The 16,724-nt window shown below is 65.9% G+C and carries 20 protein-coding genes; 6 read left to right on the forward strand and 14 right to left on the reverse strand.

The window, feature by feature from the left end:
* Positions 1 to 51: 51 nt before the first annotated feature.
* From ACOOHP_RS19595 to ettA, 7 genes are all read right to left on the reverse strand, one after another.
* Positions 52 to 900, reverse strand: a complete 849-nt coding sequence (locus ACOOHP_RS19595) for a biotin-dependent carboxyltransferase family protein (protein WP_420468159.1) — start codon at positions 898 to 900, stop codon at positions 52 to 54.
* A 10-nt stretch (positions 901 to 910) separates the two neighbouring features.
* Positions 911 to 1,534, reverse strand: coding sequence for a 5-oxoprolinase subunit PxpB (gene pxpB / locus ACOOHP_RS19600; RefSeq protein ID WP_420468160.1), 624 nt, complete (start codon positions 1,532 to 1,534; stop codon positions 911 to 913).
* A 17-nt stretch (positions 1,535 to 1,551) separates the two neighbouring features.
* Positions 1,552 to 2,265, reverse strand: coding sequence for a LamB/YcsF family protein (locus ACOOHP_RS19605; RefSeq protein ID WP_420468754.1), 714 nt, complete (start codon positions 2,263 to 2,265; stop codon positions 1,552 to 1,554).
* A gap of 5 nt (positions 2,266 to 2,270) precedes the next feature.
* Positions 2,271 to 2,747, reverse strand: coding sequence for a type IIL restriction-modification enzyme MmeI (locus ACOOHP_RS19610; protein WP_420468161.1), 477 nt, complete (start codon positions 2,745 to 2,747; stop codon positions 2,271 to 2,273).
* Between the two features lie 21 nt (positions 2,748 to 2,768).
* Positions 2,769 to 3,113 (reverse strand): type II toxin-antitoxin system PemK/MazF family toxin, encoded by a 345-nt coding sequence (locus ACOOHP_RS19615; RefSeq protein WP_420468162.1) that lies wholly within the window; start codon positions 3,111 to 3,113, stop codon positions 2,769 to 2,771.
* A gap of 18 nt (positions 3,114 to 3,131) precedes the next feature.
* Positions 3,132 to 3,368 carry an AbrB/MazE/SpoVT family DNA-binding domain-containing protein gene (locus ACOOHP_RS19620; protein ID WP_420468163.1) on the reverse strand — a complete coding sequence of 79 codons (237 nt, stop codon included), beginning with the start codon at positions 3,366 to 3,368 and terminating at the stop codon, positions 3,132 to 3,134.
* 105 nt (positions 3,369 to 3,473) lie between these two features.
* Positions 3,474 to 5,138 (reverse strand): energy-dependent translational throttle protein EttA, encoded by a 1,665-nt coding sequence (gene ettA, locus ACOOHP_RS19625; RefSeq protein ID WP_420468164.1) that lies wholly within the window; start codon positions 5,136 to 5,138, stop codon positions 3,474 to 3,476.
* 117 nt (positions 5,139 to 5,255) lie between these two features.
* Here ettA and ACOOHP_RS19630 point away from each other — a divergent pair, with 117 nt between their 5' ends.
* Both ACOOHP_RS19630 and ACOOHP_RS19635 read left to right on the forward strand, forming a co-directional pair.
* Entirely contained in the window at positions 5,256 to 5,762 is a 507-nt protein-coding gene (locus tag ACOOHP_RS19630; protein WP_420468165.1) for a DUF4124 domain-containing protein, read from the forward strand.
* A gap of 201 nt (positions 5,763 to 5,963) precedes the next feature.
* Positions 5,964 to 6,305 (forward strand): FmdB family zinc ribbon protein, encoded by a 342-nt coding sequence (locus tag ACOOHP_RS19635; protein WP_420468166.1) that lies wholly within the window; start codon positions 5,964 to 5,966, stop codon positions 6,303 to 6,305.
* Positions 6,306 to 6,369: 64 nt separating this feature from the next.
* Here the strand turns inward: ACOOHP_RS19635 and ACOOHP_RS19640 are convergent, their stop codons facing one another.
* Entirely contained in the window at positions 6,370 to 6,657 is a 288-nt protein-coding gene (locus tag ACOOHP_RS19640) for a HipA family kinase (RefSeq protein ID WP_420468167.1), read from the reverse strand.
* A complete protein-coding gene (locus ACOOHP_RS19645; RefSeq protein WP_420468168.1) occupies positions 6,657 to 6,785 on the reverse strand; it encodes a hypothetical protein in 129 nt (42 codons plus the stop codon). The genes ACOOHP_RS19640 and ACOOHP_RS19645 overlap by 1 nt, the downstream gene beginning before the upstream one ends.
* A 680-nt stretch (positions 6,786 to 7,465) precedes the next feature.
* On the opposite strand from ACOOHP_RS19645, the gene ACOOHP_RS19650 reads away from it, so the two are divergent.
* Positions 7,466 to 8,470 (forward strand): hypothetical protein, encoded by a 1,005-nt coding sequence (locus ACOOHP_RS19650; RefSeq protein ID WP_420468169.1) that lies wholly within the window; start codon positions 7,466 to 7,468, stop codon positions 8,468 to 8,470.
* Between the two features lie 197 nt (positions 8,471 to 8,667).
* On the opposite strand, the gene ACOOHP_RS19655 is transcribed toward ACOOHP_RS19650, so the two are convergent.
* Positions 8,668 to 10,263, reverse strand: a complete 1,596-nt coding sequence (locus tag ACOOHP_RS19655; RefSeq protein WP_420468170.1) for an acyl-CoA synthetase — start codon at positions 10,261 to 10,263, stop codon at positions 8,668 to 8,670.
* A 241-nt stretch (positions 10,264 to 10,504) separates the two neighbouring features.
* The gene (locus ACOOHP_RS19660) at positions 10,505 to 11,623 is read right to left on the reverse strand and encodes an alkane 1-monooxygenase (RefSeq protein ID WP_420468171.1); all 1,119 of its coding nucleotides are present in this window, start codon (positions 11,621 to 11,623) and stop codon (positions 10,505 to 10,507) included.
* 230 nt (positions 11,624 to 11,853) lie between these two features.
* On the opposite strand from ACOOHP_RS19660, the gene ACOOHP_RS19665 reads away from it, so the two are divergent.
* Positions 11,854 to 12,603: a MerR family transcriptional regulator gene (locus ACOOHP_RS19665; protein WP_420468172.1), complete on the forward strand. Its 750-nt coding sequence runs from the start codon at positions 11,854 to 11,856 to the stop codon at positions 12,601 to 12,603.
* An 81-nt stretch (positions 12,604 to 12,684) separates the two neighbouring features.
* Here the strand turns inward: ACOOHP_RS19665 and ACOOHP_RS19670 are convergent, their stop codons facing one another.
* Complete coding sequence (locus ACOOHP_RS19670; RefSeq protein WP_420468173.1) at positions 12,685 to 13,551, reverse strand: cupin domain-containing protein; 867 nt, start codon at positions 13,549 to 13,551, stop codon at positions 12,685 to 12,687.
* A 237-nt stretch (positions 13,552 to 13,788) separates the two neighbouring features.
* Here ACOOHP_RS19670 and ACOOHP_RS19675 point away from each other — a divergent pair, with 237 nt between their 5' ends.
* Both ACOOHP_RS19675 and ACOOHP_RS19680 read left to right on the forward strand, forming a co-directional pair.
* Complete coding sequence (locus ACOOHP_RS19675) at positions 13,789 to 14,256, forward strand: hypothetical protein (RefSeq protein ID WP_420468174.1); 468 nt, start codon at positions 13,789 to 13,791, stop codon at positions 14,254 to 14,256.
* Between the two features lie 83 nt (positions 14,257 to 14,339).
* Complete coding sequence (locus ACOOHP_RS19680; protein WP_420468175.1) at positions 14,340 to 14,744, forward strand: helix-turn-helix transcriptional regulator; 405 nt, start codon at positions 14,340 to 14,342, stop codon at positions 14,742 to 14,744.
* A 33-nt stretch (positions 14,745 to 14,777) separates the two neighbouring features.
* Here the strand turns inward: ACOOHP_RS19680 and ACOOHP_RS19685 are convergent, their stop codons facing one another.
* Complete coding sequence (locus ACOOHP_RS19685; protein ID WP_420468176.1) at positions 14,778 to 15,461, reverse strand: TetR/AcrR family transcriptional regulator; 684 nt, start codon at positions 15,459 to 15,461, stop codon at positions 14,778 to 14,780.
* Complete coding sequence (locus tag ACOOHP_RS19690; protein WP_420468177.1) at positions 15,458 to 16,636, reverse strand: acyl-CoA dehydrogenase family protein; 1,179 nt, start codon at positions 16,634 to 16,636, stop codon at positions 15,458 to 15,460. The genes ACOOHP_RS19685 and ACOOHP_RS19690 overlap by 4 nt, the downstream gene beginning before the upstream one ends.
* Positions 16,637 to 16,724: the final 88 nt, after the last annotated feature.

The raw sequence follows: 16,724 nt of genomic DNA on the forward strand, positions 1-16,724 counted from the left end.
GTGCAAGTCCACTGCCCTGCCGTTCGCGGTGTCGGGCGGCCGTGCCCGCCGTCAGACTTGAACGAAACGCACCCGGCTGCCCGGCCGCGCCTGCGCCAGCCGCGGCAGGTCGATAGCGTCGACCACGCCGATCACCGGATAACCACCGGTGGTGGGATGGTCGTACAGGAACACCAGCGGCTGGCCGTCTGCGGGGACCTGGATCGCACCCGGCAGCAGGCCTTCGCTGTCGAGCTCGCCTGCTACGCATCGCGCCAAGCGCGTACCTTCCAGGCGCACGCCGATGCGATTGCTGTGCGGACTGACCGCATAGGGCGTGGCGGTGAGCGCCTGCAACGCAGCCGACTCGAACCAGTCCGCACGCGGCCCGGACATGAAGTGCAGGACCGCTTCGTCGACGATGTCGGCGGCCGCGGCGGCCGGCTCGCGGGCTACTGACCTGCAGGAGCGCAGCGGCAGCTCGTCGCCATCGCGCAGCGCCGGTGGCCCCAGGCCCGACAGCAAATCCGTTGCGCGGCTGCCCAGGGTCTGTTCCACGTCAATGCCACCGCGCACCGCCAGATAGCCGCGCACGCCGCGGCGGGCGGCGCCCAGGCTCAACACCTGTCCGGGCCGGACCTCGAAGGCCTGTTCCGGCGCCACCGGTGTCGCGTCCAGCGTGGCGGGCATGGCCGCGCCGCTGATCGCCACTCGTGCTGCGACGGTGAACTCGAAACGTCCGCCCAGCAGGGTCATTTCCAGCGCGGCGTCGCCGTCGGCGTTGCCGACCAGGCGGTTGGCGCGGATCAGGGCCGGGCGATCCGCCGCGCCGGACACCGGCACGCCGAGGTGGGCGTGGCCGGGCCGCCCCAGGTCCTGCACGGTGGTCAGCGGGCCGGCCTTGTGGACGCGCAGGCTCATGGCGTACCCATTACCCAGTGCGGGGGACAAAGCGCACTCGCGTGCCCGGCAGCAGCAGGGCCGGAGGTTGACGCGCCGCGTTCCACAACGCCAGGTCGGTGCGGCCCAGCAGCTGCCAGCCGCCCGGCAGGGCGCGCGGATACACCCCGCTGTAGGTTCCGGCGATGGCGACCGAACCGGCCGGGACCGCAGTCCGTGGCGTGTCTCGCCGCGGCAGATGCAGGGCCTGCGGCAGGCCGCTGAGATAAGCGAAACCGGGCGCGAAACCGCAGAACGCGACGCGATAGTCGGCCTGGCTGTGCAGTTCGATCACCTGCGCGGTTGTGAGACCGGTGGCTGTCGCCACCGACTGCAGGTCGGTGCCGTCGTAGATCACCGGCACTTCGATCTCGCGTGACTCAACCTGCGCATCCGGCGTCAGAGTCCAGTGCGGCAGTTCACGTGCCAGTGCCGCGGCGCCAGGGCCGGCGATCAGCACGGTGCGCGCGGCCGGCACCACCTCGATGATGCCGTCCGGCTTGCGGCGGTGGATTTCGGCGTACAGGGGCATGACGTCGGCAGGATCGTGCAGTTCCACCAGCAAGCCGTCGCGGCCGGCAGGCCGGCAAGTCAGCGATGGCGAGGGGCCGGACATCGGTTCGCGGCCGTCACTCAGGCGAACGCCTGGATGCGGATGCCCGCAGCCTGCAGGTGCGCGCGCACCCGCCGCGCTATCTGCACAGCACCGGGCGTATCGCCGTGTACGCACAGCGTTCTGACCAGGCCGCTTTGCGCCAGTCTCAGCGCCGATCGCGCGGCTTCTTCCGCATCTTCGATCACCGCCCCCGGCTGGTCGCGGGGCAGCAGGCGGCCCGCGGAGGTGTAGGCGCGATCGGCATAGCCTTCGGCGACGCACACCAGGCCGGCAGCGACGGCGACGCGCTGCAACTCCGAGCCGGGCAGCGCCAGCACGGCAATGTTTTGACGCCAGGCCACCAGCGCGTCGACCACCGCCTGCGCCTGCACCGCATCGCGCATGCAGCGGTTGTAGAGCGCGCCGTGCGGTTTGACGTAGGCCACCTCCCCGAAAGCCGACAGCGCACCGATCTGGTACAGCACTTCGGCGGCGAGCTCGTCGGCGGGCACTTCCATCTCGCGCCGACCGAAGCCGGCGAGATCGCGATAGCTCACCTGCGCGCCGATGCGCACACCGCGCAGCAATGCCTGACGGCACACGCGCCGCATGATGCCGGGATCGCCCGCGTGAAAGCCGCAGGCCAGGTTGGCGCTGGTGACCACGTCCAGCAGCGCTTCGTCATCGCCCAGGGTCCAGCGGCCGAAGCCCTCGCCGAGATCGGCGTTGAGATCGATCAGCGGCGACTCGATCCTGCTCACTCCGCGCCCCTGGGCTGCGGGCGCCGACGGCGCGCCGGTTTCGCCGATGCTGCAGCAGACGGCAGGCTGGTCAGTCGCTGGTAGAGAGTGAACAGGAAGGCCAGGCGCCCGGCATCCGAAGTCCAGTTTCGCTTGCCACCGCTCGGGACGTAGGCCGCGTCCAGCGTCCGGACCAGTGCTTGGCGCGCCTTGATCAGGGGCGGCGTCATGGTCAGCCGGTTGTGGAGATCGGCGAGCGAGGCTTCGGGGAATTTTGAGCGGGTGTCTTCCCGGAACAGATCGATGAAGCCCCGACGTTCACCGAGTTTCCTCACCGGCTCCTCGAGGCTCGCGACGCGGCGGCTGGAAACCCCAAAAATGTTGAAGAACTCGACCCAGAAGCCCTGCACCTGAGCGCGCTCTTCGGAGGCGTCCGTCCAGTCGCGCGAGAAGGCGGGGGCGCGGTTCTTGATTTCGTTCCAGCTCAGTGGCATCGGAAAAAACGCCTGCCGCAGCTACCGGAACAGCCACTTGTGGAGGATGCGATCGAGTTCCGAGCCGTCGTCGCCGGACAGATACCCCAGCTTGCGAACGACCAGCCGATGATCGAGCGTGAACAACTTGAAACGCACCAGTGAAGGCACCGTGAGGCCGGTGGTGGCGGGGCTCTTGATCGGCATGTCCAGGGGCCACGCAGTTTTGCCGTCGCGCTGACTCGTGATCATGGCCATGACGGAGTGGCCACAGGGTTCGTTGAACCAGCGCCTGGACGACAGCACCAACGCAGGCCGGCGTTTGCTTGCGCTGCGGTCGGCGAACGGGAAAGGGACGACCACGATTTCCCCGCACTCGTAGCTCATGGCAGGCGCGGCGCGGCCTTAGAGATGGGCGTAAGCCGCCTCGTCTTCGTCCGACAGCCACTCGGATTCGAGGGTGCTGGAGACGGCGCGCAGGTAATCGAGGTCCATTGGCTGCTGCTTGCGCAGGACCACGACACCGGGTTCCCGGACCTCGAAAACCACCGAGTCTCCAGACGACAAGCCGAGGGCTTCCCGAACCGGTGCCGGAATCGTGGCTTGATATTTGACGGTCAGTCGGCTCGATGAAGAGTCCATGATCGGTATTCCGTAATGCGGTATTACGACATTACGTCTGTCGCTGATCGGAAACAAGTCCCCAACCAGGCGGCTCCGGCCAGCTTCCTGATGCCGCTTACGGCATCAGGCCAGCTTCTTGTGCCGCGCCTTGCGGTTCACGCCGGGCTCGCTGCCGGTGCGCTTGCGGAAGTCGTCCTCGTACTCGCGGTAGTTGCCTTCCAGGTACACGATCTCGCCGGAGTCTTCGAACGCGAGGATGTGGGTGGCAACGCGATCCAGGAACCAGCGGTCATGCGAGATCACCAGCGCGCAGCCGGAGAAGTCCAGTAGCGCTTCCTCCAGTGCGCGCAGGGTTTCCACGTCCAGATCGTTGGTGGGTTCGTCGAACAGCAGCACGTTGCCGCCGCTCATCAGCATCTTGGCCAGGTGCAGGCGGTTGCGTTCGCCGCCGGACAGATCCTTCACGCGCTTCTGCTGGCTTTCGCCCTTGAAGTTGAAGCGGCCGATGTAGGCGCGCGCGGGCATCTCGAAGTTACCGATGCGCAGCAGATCGCTGCCGCCGGAGATTTCCTGGAAGACGGTGTTGTCGCCATTGAGGGCATCACGGCTCTGGTCGACGTAGCCGAGCTTGACGGTCTCGCCGATGCGGATCGAACCCTTATCCGGCTTTTCCTGATCGAGCAGCATGCGAAACAGGGTGGTCTTGCCGCGTCCATTGGCGCCGATGATGCCCACGATGGCGCCTTTGGGCACCGCGAAGTTCAGTCCCTGATACAGCCAGCGGCCGTCATACTGCTTGCCGACGTCGTTGACCTCAATCACCAGGTCGCCCAGACGCGGTCCGGGTGGGATGTACAGCTCGCGGGTTTCGGCGCGCTTCTGGAATTCCTGGCTGGCCATTTCTTCGTAGGCCTTGAGGCGCGCCTTGGACTTGGACTGCCGGCCCTTGGCGTTCTTGCGTACCCATTCGAGCTCTTCCTTCATCGCCTTGGCGTGGGCGTCCTCCTGTTTCTGCTCGGTCTGCAGCCGGTTGCCCTTCTGCTCCAGCCAGGACGAGTAGTTGCCCTGCCAGGGAATGCCATGGCCGCGATCCAGCTCCAGGATCCAGCCGGCGACGTTGTCGAGAAAATAGCGGTCATGGGTGACCGCGATGATGGTGCCGGGAAAGTCCTTGAGGAATTTTTCCAGCCAGGCCACCGACTCGGCATCCAGATGGTTGGTCGGTTCGTCCAGCAGGATCATGTCCGGCTTGCTCAGCAGTAGCCGGCACAGCGCGACGCGACGGCGCTCGCCGCCGGACAGGCGCGTGACATCCGCATCCCAGGGCGGCAGGTTCAGCGCTTCGCCGGCCTTGTCGAGCACCACATCGATGTTCTCTCCGCCGCCGGCCGCGAGCTTGGCTTCCAGCTCGGCCTGCCTGGCGGCCAGCTTGTCGAAGTCCGCGCCTTCCTCGGCGTAAGCGGCGTACACCGCGTCCAGCTCGGCCTGCACGTCGGTGACGTCGGACAGCGCCTCCATGACGTTCTCGCGCACGTTCTTGGTGGGATCGAGCTGCGGCTCCTGCGGCAGATAGCCCATCTTCAGGCCCGGCTGCGGCCGCGCCTCGCCGACGAAATCCGGGTCGATGCCGGCCATGATCTTGAGCAGGGTGGACTTGCCCGCGCCGTTGTAGCCGAGCACCCCGATCTTGGCGCCGGGGAAGAAAGACAGCGAGATATTGCGAAGGATTTCCTTCTTCGGCGGGACAATCTTGCCCACCTTGTTCATGGTGTAGACGTACTGGGCCACGGCGGATTCACGGCTGCTGGGGAAGGTCGGCAATTATCGCCCATTTGCCGTCAGCCAGCGGCTTGATCCCTGGGTGAGCGGGCGTAAGCTCCAAGCGCAGTGCAGCCGGAGCAGGCCGTGATTCTCACCCGCAAGCCGATGATCGCCGCGACGCTGGCCTTGATCCTGATCGGGATCGCCAGGGGGCCGGTACTGGCCGAGGTCTACCGTTGCGAGGCCGACGGCAAGACCGTGTACACCGACCAACCCTGCGCGGCCGGCGCCGAGCCGGTGGCACTGCCGCCGCTGGGCCGCGTGCCGGCGGGCGAGGCGTCCGACCTGGCCGACGCCTACGATGAGCGGATGGACCGTCGACGCGAGTCGCGCAAGCGCGAAGATGCACGCTGGCTGCAGTCGCATCGTGCGCGCAAGGAAGAGACGGCCCGCTTCGATGCCGCAGTTCGCGAAAAGCGCGTGCTCAAAGGCATGGGGGTGGATCACGTGCGCCGCGCGCTGGGCAGCCCCGACGACATCGAGCGCGCAGAAGGCCGCGAAACCTGGACCTATGGCACCGGCAGCAAGCGGCGTCGCACCCTGGTGTTCGAGGACGGGCGCCTGACGGCGGATCGAGGCAAATCCCGGTAGGTCAGGGCGCCGCAAAACGTTTGCGCAAGGCCCCGTCGTCGCCAGCTTCCAGCATGCTGGTGCGCTGATCGCCGCAGGGTTCAGCCGTCGGTGCCGGCTGCATTCAGGCTGTTCCCGGATTTGCACCGCCGCCGCAATACTTGAAAACTGCGCGGCGGCCTCCATTGCGCCGCTTTGATTCCGAGGTCGAGAACAACAGCCATGCCTCTTTACGAATACGGTTGCGGCGCCTGCGGTGAAGTGTCCGAGATCAATCACCGCATGGCCGACCCGGCACCGGTGGACTGTCCCGCCTGCGGCGCGCCGCAATTGAGCAAGCTCATCTCCGCTGCCGGCTTCCGCCTCAAGGGCGAAGGCTGGTACGAAACCGACTTCAAGTCGGGCGGCAAGCGCAATCTGGCCGGAGAGGCGGGGAGCGGTGACGCCAAGCCGACGGGTGAGGCCAAGGCTGAGACCAAGGCCGAAGCCAAGACCGAGAGCAAGGCCGCGCCCAAGGCAGACAGCAAGCCTGCCGCGTCGAGCACTGCCGCCGGCGGTACCTAATTGGGCTGCGACAGGGCCCGGTCCCGGCTCGTGCCAGCTTGAGCCGCCCGTCAGCGCGACTGCCTTACGTACGAAAAGATCTGGATCGGCCGGATATCGACTTCAGCCTCGACCTCGAAGACCTTCTGGAAGGGGTATGCAGTCCAGCCCGGTCGGCGTCCAAGGCCCGTGCCAGATGCCCGCAGATCCACCCTCGCCACAGACTGGATCGTTTCGGCTGCTGACCCTTGACGTAGTACAGATAGCCATCGGCACCCACACACCTGAGCGGACGAGACAGACCCTGCTCGGCCCGGCCGGGTACTTCCACGATATCGACCGTGTCGGTGGGCGACGGCGCGTGGGTGAGCATCAGGCGGCCTCCATTTCCGTGATGCTGCTCGCAGGCGCGAGCGCTTCGCGTAGCAGCGCGTCGAGCAGGCGGCTGCGGGTGTTCTCAACGTGGGCCAGGCTGGCTTCGAGCTGGTCACAGAGGGACATCAGTTCGTCGACTTTGGCGACTATATGGTGTTGTTCGGTCAGAGGAGGTAACGGAACGGGAAGCGATTCAACGAGGCTGACGTTCAAAGTCGGTTGGACCACGGTTCGGGTGCTTGGCCGAGTGAGTGGCCAAGGGCATGGGCAGCAGGTCAGTCGGCGGCATGGATAACGTGCTGCGGCTCGGGCAGGATTGAATCCGCAGGGTTCGCAGTTGTGCGGCGCCGGGGACCGCGGTTTGGCGCCGTGACCTGTTGAAAGTGCTCTGCATGACGGTGTTCATCCGCGGTGGGCGGTTCGATGCGCGCAACGTTTAGCTTCGATCGAGCCACAACATCGACGGTCTAGCCCGCATTTCTCACAGGTCGCCGGAGAATCCATTGCCATTTCCCATCCTCACAATGTTGTTGGAGTTTGCTCGGAATACAGACTGTCGAAGGATTCTCCGGCTGGATCGGCGCTGGCCTGTCTGCGGCGCGCAGGGCCTGGGGTTCACTCACCCCATAGAACCACTATGGGATTCGCTCCACCCCGGCGCCCTGCACGTCCTCGCCCTACGGCCTTCGCTCGATCCCCCGGTGAGAAATGCGGGCTAGCGGCTGCACACGACGGGGTCGAGGACGAAGCGTCAAGGTTATTTTTTTGGCGAGCCGAGACGGCTCGGGGGCTTGCGGGTTTTACCGATGACATCGAAAGCAGTCTTGCTGTTTTACGCACTAGGCGCGGTGGCGCTCCACGTGTCGGCTGGAAGCCGGGCCGATGACGCGACCGCTACCGCTGTGGAAAGCTCGGTGGATGCGGAGGCCGCCAGCGAAGTGGCGGGCGATGCGGTGAGCCTGTCGCCAACGCTGAGCGACCTGATCGCGTCGATCTCCGAGGACCCGCAGATCGAAAAATCCCTGCGTTTCTATGCCACCGCCAAACTCGATGCGCTGCGCGTCAGCCCCCGCGATACACAGGGAGTGAAGCGCGCGCTGGATCAGGTGTTCCTGGCCAAAGGTTGCGTGTCGCGCGACGTCGACGATTTTTTGTACCAGCAGGCGCTGATGACCAAGATCGATGCTGCGATCATCGGGCCGGAACTGCGCGAGACCTGGCACCGCATCCAGGAGGCCGACCGCCACAATGTGCGTGCCGGCAAGACCAACGCCAAGCTGGCCTGCCCGGTCCCGCCGAATCCGGACGAGATCGCCAGTCACGTGGTCGAGGTGGCCGAGTTCACCGAGGACGGCACGCCGGTGCTGGTCAAGGTCAGGTTCACCCGCCCGCGTTCGGTGGCGCTGTCGGAGAACGACACCACGTTGCTCGGTGCGGATCGGGACGGCAACGGACTGCGCGACGACGTGCAAGCGTACATCGCTTCGCTGTCGCAGGACGCGCGCGTGGTCAATACGCTGCAGTTCTACGCCATCAAGGAGACCGCCATCATGATGGCCGACCCGCAACAGCGGGAGTCCCTGCATGCGGCGTGGCGGCAGCAGCAAACGGCGTGGGCCTGCAATCGCCGCGATATTCGTTCGCAGAAGCTGCGCAACCGGTGGTTGCGCCGGGTGTCGGCGCATATCGTGAACACCGAGCAGCGCGCAGCGGCCATGTACCGCACCAAGATCGCGCTGTCCAAGCTCGATCCCGATCCTGAAGCCACGCGCAGAATTCTGTGTCCCTTGCCGGAAGTGGCGATGCAGTAGGACGATGTCGCTTCGCGCCTGACCATCCCCGCAGCACGAAGCTTGGCGGCGTCGACGGCTCCCGGCAGCGCCAGGCTTTCATGCCGAACGTGTTGCTCCGCGGCGCGGAATGCCTGGGCTGGAGTGAGGCACCAGATCGTGACAGCAGGATGCGTCAGACCGTTTGCGCACTACTCCGGCCGGTCGTGTGTATCCCGCTACCGAAGCGGTGGTGGGGCAGAAGTGGATTGGAGCCGTGCCTTGGCGAAGCGCTGGCGCAGTTCGGGTTTCTGCACTTTGCCGTTGGAGTTGCGCGGCATTGCATCGACGATCTCTAGCGCGCGCGGAAGCTTGAAGCGCGCCAGGCTGAGCGCGGCGAAATCGCGCAGGCTCTCCAGGCTCAGCGTCTGTCCCGTCTTGAGTACCGCGATTGCCAGGACCGTCTCGCCCCATTTGTCGTCGGGAATGCCGATGACGGCCACTTCGGCGATCGCCGGGTGCGCGTAGAGCGCGCTTTCCACTTCGGCGGAGTAGATGTTCTCGCCGCCGCTGATGATCATGTCCTTGGTGCGATCGCAGATGGTGTAGAAGCCTTCGGCGTCGCGTCGCGCGACGTCGCCGCTGCGAAACCAGCCATCGGCACTGAGCACGTTGGCGGTGGCCTCCGGCATCTGCCAGTACCCCGGGGTCACATTGCCGCCGCGCATGCACAGCTCGCCGGGAACATCGGCCGCGACGATCTCCCGGCCTTCGGCATCGATCAGCTTGACCTCGGTGAGCACGCCGGGCCGGCCGCAGGATCCGAGCTTGGTGGTGGCGCGCTCGGTTTCCAGGAAGGTGACGCCAGCAGTGGCCTCGGTCATGCCGTAGCACTGGCTGACCGGCACCTTCCGCGCGGCGTAGGTCTGCAGCAGCGGCTCGGGCACCGGTGCGCCACCGGCCACGATCATGCGCAGGCTGGACAGGTTGGTCTGCGCGAACTTCGGATGCTGTGAAGCGAACAGCATCATCGCCGGTACAGTGAAGGTGACGGTGACGTCGTAGCGCTCGATGTCGGCCAGGAAGTTTTGCGGATCGAAACCGTCGTGAAGGATGTTGTGGCCGCCGACCATGAAGGTGACCAGCAGCACCACGCAAAGTCCGCCGACGTGAAACAGCGGTGCCATGTTCAGCGCCACGTCGCGCGAGGTGTAGTCGGAGCTCAGCAGCCAGTTGACGTTGTTGATCCAGAAATTGCGGTTGGACAGCATCACGCCCTTGGGCCGCCCGGTGGTCCCGGAGGTGTACATCAGCACCGCGATGTCGTCGGGCTGACCGTCGACCGGCGGCACCGAGGCGGGGGCCGCATCCAGCGCGGCGTCCAGGGACTCCCAGTTTCCGCTCTGGCCGCCAAACAGCAGATAGCGTGTGCAGGTCATGGCGTCGCGCACGGTCTCGATCGCGGCACGGTTGCGCTCGTCCACGATCAGGGTCTGGGCACCGGCGTCGGCGACGATGTCGCGCAGTTCCACCGCGGAGAGACGGTAATTCAAAGGCACCAGCACCGCGCCGATGCGCGTGGTCGCGAACAGCGTCACCAGCATGCAGGGGTGATTGAAGGCCAGATAAGCCACACGATCACCGCGTCCGACTCCGCCGGCGGCGAGCATCGCGGCCGTGCGTTCGATACGGGCCTGGAATTCTCCGTACGACCAGGTCTGTCCCTGGAAGCTCAGGGCCGGCCTTTCCGGCGCCCGCATGGCGCGGCGCCGCAGCCATTCGGCCAGGCCTTCGGGATGGATGCGCGGGCTGCTCGGGTCCTGGGTTTCCGACATCGGGTTCTCCTCCCGCGGGCGTCTGGTTGAGTGCGGCCCGATTATCTGCGAGCGGCGCGGCAGACCATCGTGGATCGACGCAGAGCGCGCTGCGGCGGGCGCCGCCGGTGCCGCACGCCACCCGGATTGCCGGCACAGCCTGGCGGCGGCAACCCGGGCGACTCCGTTCTTCGTGCGCGGCCCGCATCCGACTACGCGGCTGCTGGGGGTCGGAGCGGGCTCGCGCGGTGTGGTCGCGTTCTCAGATCCCGACCGTGGCGGCCTTGCCAACCGCGGCGCCGGATTCATGCTGCCAATCCGGCCAGCCGGCAGCTTCGTTCTGCTTCGCCGCAAGCACTCGTTCCTCCGGGGTGGCGAATTCCAGATCCCAGCGCTTCAGGGCCGGCTTGACGATCAGCTCGTGCCACAGCGGCGGAATCAGCGCGGTGAGAAAGCACACGAACACGCTGGGCATGACGATGCCTTCCTTGTGCGGCCGCAGCTTGTAATAGACCTGGTAGGAATTCAGATGATGGTCGGCGTGATTGGTGATCTCGAACGCCACCGTGCGCGAGAACCAGCCGAGGTGATTCCATACGTGCCGACGGCCGATGGGCGCACCCTTGAGCCGGATCAGCCCGTAGTGCTGGAAGTAGTTGAACGATTCCACCCACAGCCGCGCGACCAGCTGCGCCGCCAGGGCCAGTCCCACCGCCATCCAGCCGCCGACGGCAAAGATCGCGATGTGGAACAGACCCAGGGCCAACAGCGCGCGATAGCCGCGGTGACGGATGTTCCACGCGCTCAGGCCTCGCTTCTTCAGCGCCTTGCCCTCCATGCGCTGCGCAAACAGGGTGCTCTCGACCAGCGAGCGGCCGGTGAAGGTGTAGAGATCAAGGCCGCGCCGGGCGGTATCGCCGTCTTCCTCGGTCGCCACGTCGATGTGGTGATTGATCACGTGGCCGATGTCGCGGGTGCAGTCGAGGTAGCACAGCTGCACGTAGTGGCCCACCAGACGTGGCAGCTTGCCGCGCATGTGATAGAGCTCGTGCGAGGCAGGCACCAGCGGCACCACGCCCAACCAGGCCACGCTCAATACCGCGCCAAGCATTTGCCAGGCGGTCAGGTCATGCGCAACCACGGCCCAGGCCAGCACGAAATACTGCGCCAGCGGGCCGATTGAGCAGATCCAGATCGGCAGGTTGGCGACAAAGCCGTTCGACATGCGGCGCTGGCTGAAATCGGGGCCGACGATGGTGTCGAGAATGGCCAGGATCGGGAAGGAGGCAATGCCCACCCACACCCACTGCCCGCCAGCGATGAGACCCGCGATGCTCGCGGCCAATACCGCCACCGGGGTCCAATACTTCAAGTAGTCCATGACATTCCTCCAGTTGCACTGCCTGCTGAGTTGATGCCCGGGTCCGACCGGAAGTCATCCGCGGGTCTGGTATTAACGTACAGTGAGATAATGCATAAATCAATAGTGCAATTTAAGTTGCCGACGAACGGCGGACGAATGGCGTTGCGCCGGGTAGGCAACAATGAATAATGCGCTAACGTACAGTTCGTACAAGCGCGGCACCCTTGTCGCAATCCAGGTCCAAGCCCATGAAAATGCGGGAACTTGAACGCCGTACCGGAGTGACCCGGCAGATGGTCCAGTTTTATCTAGCGCATGGACTGCTGCCCGAACCGGTGCGCCCCAAGCCCAATGTGGCCGAGTACAGCGAGGAGCATGTGCGCGCCATCGAGGCCATCCGGCGCCTGCAGACCGAGGGCCGGCTGAAGATCAACGAGATCAAGCAGGCGCTCAACGGGTCCGCTGCGGCGCTGCGTAACGACGTCGCGTCGTTGCCGCACCTGGATACCTTGTTTGCGCTGCGCACCGGTGTCGACACCCAGCTGGTGGCGCTGGATTCGCTGGAGACGCAAAGCCCGATGGCGCAGACCGATGCCAAGGTCCTGCAGGAGATCGGCGCCATCCAGATCCATCAACGCAACGGCCGCGCGTTTTTGTCGCGCATGGACGCGCAGGTGGTCGGGCTCTGGGGTGAGGCGCGCGCCGCGGGTTACACCGAGGCGCGGGGCTTCGATGCCACGACGGTCGGGATGTATCTCAAGGCAGCCCGCGAACTCGCTTTCGCGGAAATCGAGCTGTTCCAGAACCGCATCGAGGCGGATCTTCCGGTCGAAGAACGCGCGGCCATGGCGGAGGCGGGCAGCCGCATCATGCTCAGCGTGTTTACCGTGCTGCGCATGAAGGCCGAGTTCGAGGCCTTCCAGCAAGCCGAGAAACGAACGGGCGATCCGCGGCGGTCGGCCGACCCGCGTCGACAGGTGAACCGCGCGGCGGCCTAGGAGCCTGGGCGGCCGGAATCAATGGCAACTGCCGCAGAGCCTTTCGACCCTGCGGCAGCTGCCGACGCGATTGCGGTGAACTTACTCGGGCAGCTGATCCCTGGTGATGACCCAGAGCTTCTTCGAGAACGGGCCGCGCGAGGTCCAGGTGATGTGCATGCCCGACGACAGCCCGATCACGTCGCCGGCGCGGAAGTGGTGCTGCTTGCCGGTCAGGGTTTCGACCACATCCACCTCGCCCTCCAGCAGCAGGATGGTCTCGTCGCCCAGCACGCCGGTGTAGGGCGTGATCAGCGCGCCCTTGCCATCGACGTTGGTCCCGGGGATGCCTTTTCCGGACCTCCAGATGCCGCTCATCATGGTGCCGGTCGATCCGCTGGGGCGGATGAAGAACAGCTCGCCGGCCACCTGCGGCCCTTCCTTGGGCTCGACGAAGTGATACGCCTCCCAATCCGCCGGGTTGTCGTTCATGTTGGTGACCAGCAGCTCGCCCGGCGGCGCAGCAGTGGCTTGGGTGCCATTGAAGATGCACCAGTACTTCTTGAAGTAGGGGCCGTTGATCTCCCAGGTCACTTCCAGATTCTTCGGGCTGCTGACGATGGAGCCGGGTGCGATGTGGAATTTCTGGCCGGTGGAGTTCACCGTCAGCGTGGCCGAACCCTCGATCACGCAGGCGGTCTCGTCGCCCAGCGGCGCGGAGTAGACCACCGTGTGCGAGCCGTCCTTGGCGCCGCCAGGCGAGGTCGGGCCGGTGCGCCAGAACCCGGCCATCAGCGTGCCCGAGGTGCCGTGGGTGCGGATCACGGCGATTTCGCCCTGCACCTGCTTGCCCAGACGCGGCTCTTCCCATTCAAACGGCACCCACTGATCCGGAGCCGGATTCTGAGTGCCGCCGTGGACCTTGTGATTGGCGGTGGAATCCACCTGTACGTTGTCGTTGACGCCCATGGTTATCTCCTGGTCTGTAGCTTGTGTTGTCGGGGTTTCAAGGGCCGCGCTCGAGCGCGCGCCCATGGGTGAGCTCCGACAGGGTCGGCAAATCGACCGGCATGTGCTTGCCCGAGGTGGACCGATTGCTGTTCCGAGCCGGCATTCAGCGCTTTTGTCCGCCTGGCGATGGAGCGATACTCGGTAGCGTTTGCAAGGCTGCGCCGGTGTTCCGGTCGAGCGCACTGGAGTTCGCCCATGACCCAAGTCCTGACAACCGATGTGGTGGCGCCACGCCAAAGGGTGGCGTTCTGGCAGGAGATGGTGTCGCAGACCTTTGTCCAGGCGCATTGCGACTCCAGTGTCGGCGAGGCGTTTCGCGCCACCATCAGTACCGAGACTTTCGACCGCACCGAGATTTCGCGGATCGACGCCGGACCGCAGCGGATACACCGGCGAGCGGTCGACATCGCCAGGACATGCAAGCCGCGCTTTTACCTGTGCTACCACGCCAGCGGGCATGCGCGGTATCGCGAGCGTCACGCCGAAAACCTGTTGGGCCCGGGGGACATGATCCTGCTCGACAACTGCGAGCCGTATTCTGCCGAGTACGAAGATTCGGTGACGTCCCTGGTGCTGCACGTCCCTCACGATGTGCTGCGCGATCGCTTCCGGGTTCCCGAGCGCGCGCGCGCGGACGCAAGCTCGGCCGATCCAGCGGCCTGAGCCGCGTCGCGGGCGATTTCCTGCAGTCCTGTCTGGCGCAGGCCGCCAGTTTGTCGCCCGGCCAGCGTCCGCTGCTCGCCGATATGGCGCTCAATCTGTTCTCCAGCGTGCTCGCCGAGGAGATGGGTGAGCGCCCGGACGTGGGCACCCATCAGGCGGTATTGCTGGCAAGGATCAAGCAGTACGTTGGCGCCCACCTGCACGAGCCGGGCCTGGACCTGGAACAGGTGGCCGCCGCTGCCGGCGTGAGTACGCGCCAGATCAGCCGCCTGTTTCAGCTCGACGGGCTCAGCTTCGGGCGCTATCTGCTGCGGCGACGAAGCGAGCATTGCCGGCTGGCGCTCGCAAACCCGGCACTGCAGGGCCTGCGCATCAGCCAGATCGCGCTCGACAGCGGCTTCAACAACTTTGCGCATTTCAGCCGGGTATTTCGCGACTACGCGGGCTGCTCGCCGAGCGAGTACCGGGCTCGAATCCTGGGCCGCTGAGCCGGACCCTTGCGAAGGGGGCGCGGCGCCTTGCTAGCCCGCAGCCAAGCGGTTCGGCCCGGGCGATCCTGCGGATGGGCGCGACAACCGGCGCTTCGCCACCGGCTCCGTCGTGGCGCCGTGCAGCCCGTGCAGCAGGATGCGCGTCAGTTCGCGTGCCACACTCCTGATCGGCTGGCCGGCCGGCCGGTACCATTCCAGCGTGCTGTTCATCGCGCCGATCAAAAAGAAGCGCGTCATCGCCAGCGAGCGGCGACCGCCCTGGCCGCTGTCCTTCAGATAACGTCGCAACAGTGAAGTCCAGAACGCCTCGTACTCGTCGCGCAGGCCGATGTGGCGTTCGCGCACCGCCCGCGGCACCTGGCCGAAGATGCGGATGTTGGCCGAGGTGTAGTCCTGCAGCTCCAGCAGTACGCGCAGATGGGTTTCAACCGCAGTGGCAATGCGCTGCTGTGGCGGCACCTCCGGCCCCAGCGCGTCCACCGCGGTGCGCACCGCGAGGTACACGTGCTCCACCCCCAGCCGCAGGATCTCCAACACGATCTCGTCCTTGGACTCGAAGTGGTAGTACAGGCTGCCGGCCTTCATGTCGCAGGCCGCCGCGATGCTGCGCAAGGACACCGCGGCGTAGCCGGATTCGCGGAACAGGCGCGCCGCGGTATCCAGGATATGGCGCCGCGACAGCTCGGCGCCGCCCTTGCGCCGCGCGAAGCTCATGCGTGCATCCGCTTGGCCACTTCCTCGAGCATCACCTCGGTGGCACCGCCGCCGATCGACTGCACCCGCGCATCCCGGCTCATGCGTTCGATGGCGCTGTCGCGCAGGTACCCCGCGCCGCCGTGGAACTGCAGGCAGTCGTACATCACCTCGTTGACCAGTTCGCCGCACAGCGCCTTGATCATCGACACCTCGCGCACCATGGATTCACCCTGCGCCACGCGCCAGCCGGTGAGATACAGCAGCGAGCGCGCCGCTGTGACACGCGAAGCCAGCATCGCCAGGCGCTGACGAATGGCCTGCTTGTCCCACAGCAGCCCGCCGAAGGCCTTGCGTTGCGTGACCCAGGACAAGGCCAGAGACAGTGCCGCGTCGCATTCACCCAGTGCCTGCGCACCCAGGGTCAGGCGCTCGTTCTGGAGGTTCTTGACCAGTGCCAGAAAGCCCTTGCCCTCTTCACCGAGCAGGTTTTGCGCCGGAATTCGGCAGTCCTCGAAGACCAGCTCGGCGGTGTCGGACGACAGCCAGCCATGCTTGCGCAGCGCGCGCGAAACGCGGAATCCCGGCGCGCCCTTCTCCACCACGAACATCGAGATCGATCCATGCGAGCGGCCAGCATCGCCGGTCTTGGCGGCCACAAAATAAATGTCGGCGTGGACGCCGTTGGTGATGAACATCTTCGAGCCGTTCAGCACCCAATCATCGCCTTCGCGGCGCGCGGTGCTGCGCATGGCGGCCAGATCCGAACCGGCGTCGGGTTCGGTCATCGCGACCGCTGCGATCTTCTCGCCGGCGATCAGCGCCGGCAGGTAGCGCTGCTGCTGCGCCTCCGTACCCGCGTGCAGCAGGTGCGGGCAGGCCATGTCGGTATGCACCAGCACGGTCACCGCGAAGCCGCCGAAGGTGGAACGGCCGAGCTCCTCCGACAGCACCAGGGTGGCCAGCGTATCCATGCCGGCGCCGCCGTATCTTTCCGGGTAGCGCATGCCCAGAAAGCCCAGCGCGCCCATCTGTCGCAGCACCTCGCGCGGCACGAAGCCCTGTTCCTCCCATTGCTCGCCGTGGGGTTTCACCTCCTGCTCCACGAAGCGACGCAGCGAGCTGCGGATCAGCTCGTGTTCGGCGCCGAAGGGGAAGGTCGCGGGGGAGAAAGCGTCGTCGCTTGGCGGTTTCATGAGCGGGGCCGTCGTTGACTTCTAACAGTCGTTAGGTAGAAATTAACGCCTGCCGGGCTTCGCCGCAACCGGCTGCAGCGGTATCGCG

It is taken from the genome of Panacagrimonas sp. (genome assembly GCF_965216805.1).
Lineage (GTDB): Bacteria > Pseudomonadota > Gammaproteobacteria > Nevskiales > Nevskiaceae > Panacagrimonas.

Bases quoted from the DNA above. Each gene is read 5' to 3' on its own strand.
- ACOOHP_RS19595 (WP_420468159.1), bottom strand. From the start codon at position 900: ATGAGCCTGCGCGTCCACAAGGCCGGCCCGCTGACCACCGTGCAGGAC.
- pxpB (WP_420468160.1), bottom strand. From the start codon at position 1,534: ATGTCCGGCCCCTCGCCATCGCTGACTTGCCGGCCTGCCGGCCGCGAC.
- ACOOHP_RS19610 (WP_420468161.1), bottom strand. From the start codon at position 2,747: ATGCCACTGAGCTGGAACGAAATCAAGAACCGCGCCCCCGCCTTCTCG.
- ACOOHP_RS19615 (WP_420468162.1), bottom strand. From the start codon at position 3,113: ATGAGCTACGAGTGCGGGGAAATCGTGGTCGTCCCTTTCCCGTTCGCC.
- ACOOHP_RS19620 (WP_420468163.1), bottom strand. From the start codon at position 3,368: ATGGACTCTTCATCGAGCCGACTGACCGTCAAATATCAAGCCACGATT.
- ACOOHP_RS19635 (WP_420468166.1), top strand. From the start codon at position 5,964: ATGCCTCTTTACGAATACGGTTGCGGCGCCTGCGGTGAAGTGTCCGAG.
- ACOOHP_RS19640 (WP_420468167.1), bottom strand. From the start codon at position 6,657: ATGCTCACCCACGCGCCGTCGCCCACCGACACGGTCGATATCGTGGAA.
- ACOOHP_RS19645 (WP_420468168.1), bottom strand. From the start codon at position 6,785: ATGTCCCTCTGTGACCAGCTCGAAGCCAGCCTGGCCCACGTTGAGAAC.
- ACOOHP_RS19650 (WP_420468169.1), top strand. From the start codon at position 7,466: ATGACATCGAAAGCAGTCTTGCTGTTTTACGCACTAGGCGCGGTGGCG.
- ACOOHP_RS19655 (WP_420468170.1), bottom strand. From the start codon at position 10,263: ATGTCGGAAACCCAGGACCCGAGCAGCCCGCGCATCCATCCCGAAGGC.
- ACOOHP_RS19660 (WP_420468171.1), bottom strand. From the start codon at position 11,623: ATGGACTACTTGAAGTATTGGACCCCGGTGGCGGTATTGGCCGCGAGC.
- ACOOHP_RS19665 (WP_420468172.1), top strand. From the start codon at position 11,854: ATGAAAATGCGGGAACTTGAACGCCGTACCGGAGTGACCCGGCAGATG.
- ACOOHP_RS19670 (WP_420468173.1), bottom strand. From the start codon at position 13,551: ATGGGCGTCAACGACAACGTACAGGTGGATTCCACCGCCAATCACAAG.
- ACOOHP_RS19675 (WP_420468174.1), top strand. From the start codon at position 13,789: ATGACCCAAGTCCTGACAACCGATGTGGTGGCGCCACGCCAAAGGGTG.
- ACOOHP_RS19680 (WP_420468175.1), top strand. From the start codon at position 14,340: ATGGCGCTCAATCTGTTCTCCAGCGTGCTCGCCGAGGAGATGGGTGAG.
- ACOOHP_RS19685 (WP_420468176.1), bottom strand. From the start codon at position 15,461: ATGAGCTTCGCGCGGCGCAAGGGCGGCGCCGAGCTGTCGCGGCGCCAT.
- ACOOHP_RS19690 (WP_420468177.1), bottom strand. From the start codon at position 16,636: ATGAAACCGCCAAGCGACGACGCTTTCTCCCCCGCGACCTTCCCCTTC.